The sequence below is a fragment of the Bartonella sp. AD24XZML genome (genome assembly GCF_042196485.1).
Classification (GTDB): Bacteria; Pseudomonadota; Alphaproteobacteria; order Rhizobiales; family Rhizobiaceae; genus Bartonella.
In genome coordinates, this window is record NZ_JBHIQH010000028.1 from 1 (window position 1) to 3,158 (window position 3,158).

Below are 3,158 nucleotides of genomic sequence, written 5' to 3' on the forward strand. Positions count from 1 at the left end.
AATCGAAAAATAAAAGTCATTATATTTCAATATATTAGCATTTTAGAGATACAATCTATATTAAAACACAACCTATAAATACAACCCGCGGTATATTTTTGAAGGTATTTTGAGAGTGTAAGAAACCTTCAAAACCTATCTATAAAATGCATCAAAATACTCATTCTGATATTTTTATGTACATAGTTCATTTGTCTTGATTAATCCGTGAAACGAACAGCAAATTTCACTATTTTGCTGATCTTATTCCATGTCATGGGCTGTGGATAAGCAGCCTTTAATAAAATTTCTTTTTAAGCAGGTTGTGGGTCTTTAGTGCCCTTTTTTTATTTTATTATTGCTATTTGTTTTAAATAGATCTAGCAAATTCTATTTAAAGTTTTTTGACACCGATAGATCAACGCTTATAAAGCGGTGGGGTTTTATTATAAATGCTTCAATCTCATAACAAACCACTGACATTACGCTCTCTGTTACAATCCTACCGTGATCATACAGAAAGTGCGCGCGATAGAGGAACTTCTTTTGAAAAGTTTGTAATTGCTTATTTGACGCAAGACCCTCTACAATGCCAAGAATACGAAAAGGTTCAAACCTATTGTGAATGGGCAAAAGAGCATGGGGAAGATGGGCGTGATATTGGCATTGATCTGGTTGCTAAAATTCGTGATGAAGAAGGATATGCCGCTATTCAATGTAAGTTTTATAGTGCAAATCATCAGATCAAGAAAGAAGATATTGATAGCTTTATTGCTGCCTCGGGAAAAAAGATCTTCACACGCCGTATTCTGGTTGATAGCACCGAAGGTAATTGGAGTAACAATGCCGATCTCACCTGTGAAGGACAAGGAGTCCGCATTCAACGGATTAATCTTTTTGATCTGGAAAACAGTCAAATAGATTGGTCAACCTTTGAAAGCAAAGGGGAAGCTACTCTTAAGAAAAAAGAACCAAAAAAGCTTTTAGATCATCAACAAGAAGCGCTTAAAGCTGTTTGTGACGGTTTACAAGAAGCAGACCGCGGCAAGCTGATTATGGCGTGTGGAACGGGAAAGACCTTTACCAGTCTGAAGATAGCAGAAGCTCTTGCTGGTCAAGGTAAACATGTTTTATTCCTTGTCCCCTCTCTTTCTTTAATGTCACAAACAATAAGAGAATGGACAGCAGATACAGAGATACCCTTGCGTTCCTTTGCGGTGTGTTCTGATACACAAGTTGGCAAGCGTCGTAAAGCCCAAGATGATGCTGCCGAACTCGATGTCTCGGATCTCGCTCTACCAGCAACAACAGATTCTCAAAAGCTTGGAGAAAAAGCCAATAAGGTTTCTCCTGATGCCATGACAGTGGTCTTTGCTACCTACCATTCAATACAAGTGATTTCGGATGCGCAAAAAAAGTATGATTTACCCGAATTTGATCTGATCATTTGTGATGAAGCACACCGTACCACTGGAGCTGTGTTAGGAACAGACAAGAGTGAATCTGAGTTTATCAAGGTTCATAATAATAGCCTTATTCGGGGCAAGAAACGTCTGTATATGACAGCAACACCTCGTATCTTTAGTGATAATGCCAAAAAACAAGCTAATGAGATTGATGCTGTTCTGGCTTCTATGGATGATGAAGAGCTTTATGGAAAAATCCTTTATTCTTATAGTTTCTCCCATGCTGTAAAAAATGGACTTTTAACGCCTTACAAGATTATCGTTTTAGGTGTTGATGAAGGAGAAGTGAGTAAATCTATCCAGCATCTGATGACAGATAAGAATTATGAACTTATTCTTGATGATAGAACAAAGATCATGGGTTGTTATCAAGCTCTTACCAAAATGGATCTGAAAATTGATCTTGGGGATGATACAAGACCCATGCATCGGGCTTTGGCTTTTTGTAGAGATATTGATACTTCTGAACGCATATGTAGAACATTCAACAATGAAGAAGTTAAGAAAGATTTACGTAATCTTCATGAAAACCATAAAAATATTCCCCTTCTTAACTGTCAAGCAGATCATATTAATGGAAAATCTGGTGCCAAAAACCGTACGATAAAACTTGATTGGTTAAAAGAAGATGCGGGTGAGAATGTCTGCCGTATATTAACCAATGTAAGATGCCTTTCAGAAGGTGTTGATGTTCCTTCCCTTGATGCGGTTATGTTTTTACACCCGCGTAAAAGCCAAGTGGATGTGATACAGGCGGTAGGACGTGTGATGCGTCGTGCAAAAGGAAAAAAGATGGGCTATATCATTTTGCCGGTTGGTGTTCCTGCTGGTGTTTCACCAGAAGAGGCATTAAAAAACAATAAGAGATACAGTGTTGTCTGGCAAGTTCTCAATGCTTTGCTTGCCCATGATGAGAATTTTAGTAAAACCCTTAACCAGATGGTCTTAGGACAAGACGTAAGCTCTATCATCGACATTGTTACAGTTTCTAAAAAGACCGAATTAGAGAATGTCACCACGGTTATTGACGAAATCCCGCTCCACGAAAAATCAGAAAAATCCGGACTTCGTATCGGAACACAAGCTCATGAACCGCAACATAGTCATAGCGTAACAGGAAGATTACCATTTTTTGTTGAGTTTCCCAATGCTCTCAAAACACTGATTGTTAAAAAATCTACTATGAGTGATTATTGGGGCATATGGGCGAATAATGTTGCTGAGATTGCACAAAACCATATCACACGCCTTCAAACTATGCTTTCTGATGAAAACAGTGAAGCCTTTCATGCCTTTAATGCGTTTTATAAGGAATTAAAAAACAACTTAAACAGTGAGATAAAGCAAGAAGAAGCGATTGAGATGTTAGCGCAACATCTTGTGACGCGTCCTGTGTTTGAAGCCTTGTTTGAGGGCAATGAATTTGTGCAAAACAATGCCATTTCGCAAGCAATGGAAAAAATCTTAACCGAACTCGATAAAACCAATATTGAGGAAGAATCCAAAGAATTACAAGAGTTTTATGACAGCGTAAAGTTCCGTGCCTCTGGCATTACAGAACCACAGGCAAGACAAAATCTTATTATCAAACTTTACGAAGATTTTTTTACCAAAGCTTTTAAGAAGACAACGGATAGGCTTGGCATTGTTTATACCCCCGTTGAGGTTGTCGATTTTATCATTCATTCTGTTGATGATGTGTTACGTAATGAG

At 38.0% G+C, this 3,158-nt stretch carries 1 protein-coding gene; it reads left to right on the plus strand.

Annotated features, from left to right (window positions below; translation table 11 throughout):
* Window positions 1-431 precede the first annotated feature (431 nt).
* Window positions 432-3,158, plus strand: a 2,727-nt coding sequence (locus ACFIMX_RS02555) for a DEAD/DEAH box helicase family protein (protein WP_375693984.1), incomplete at its 3' end; no start/stop codon positions are given.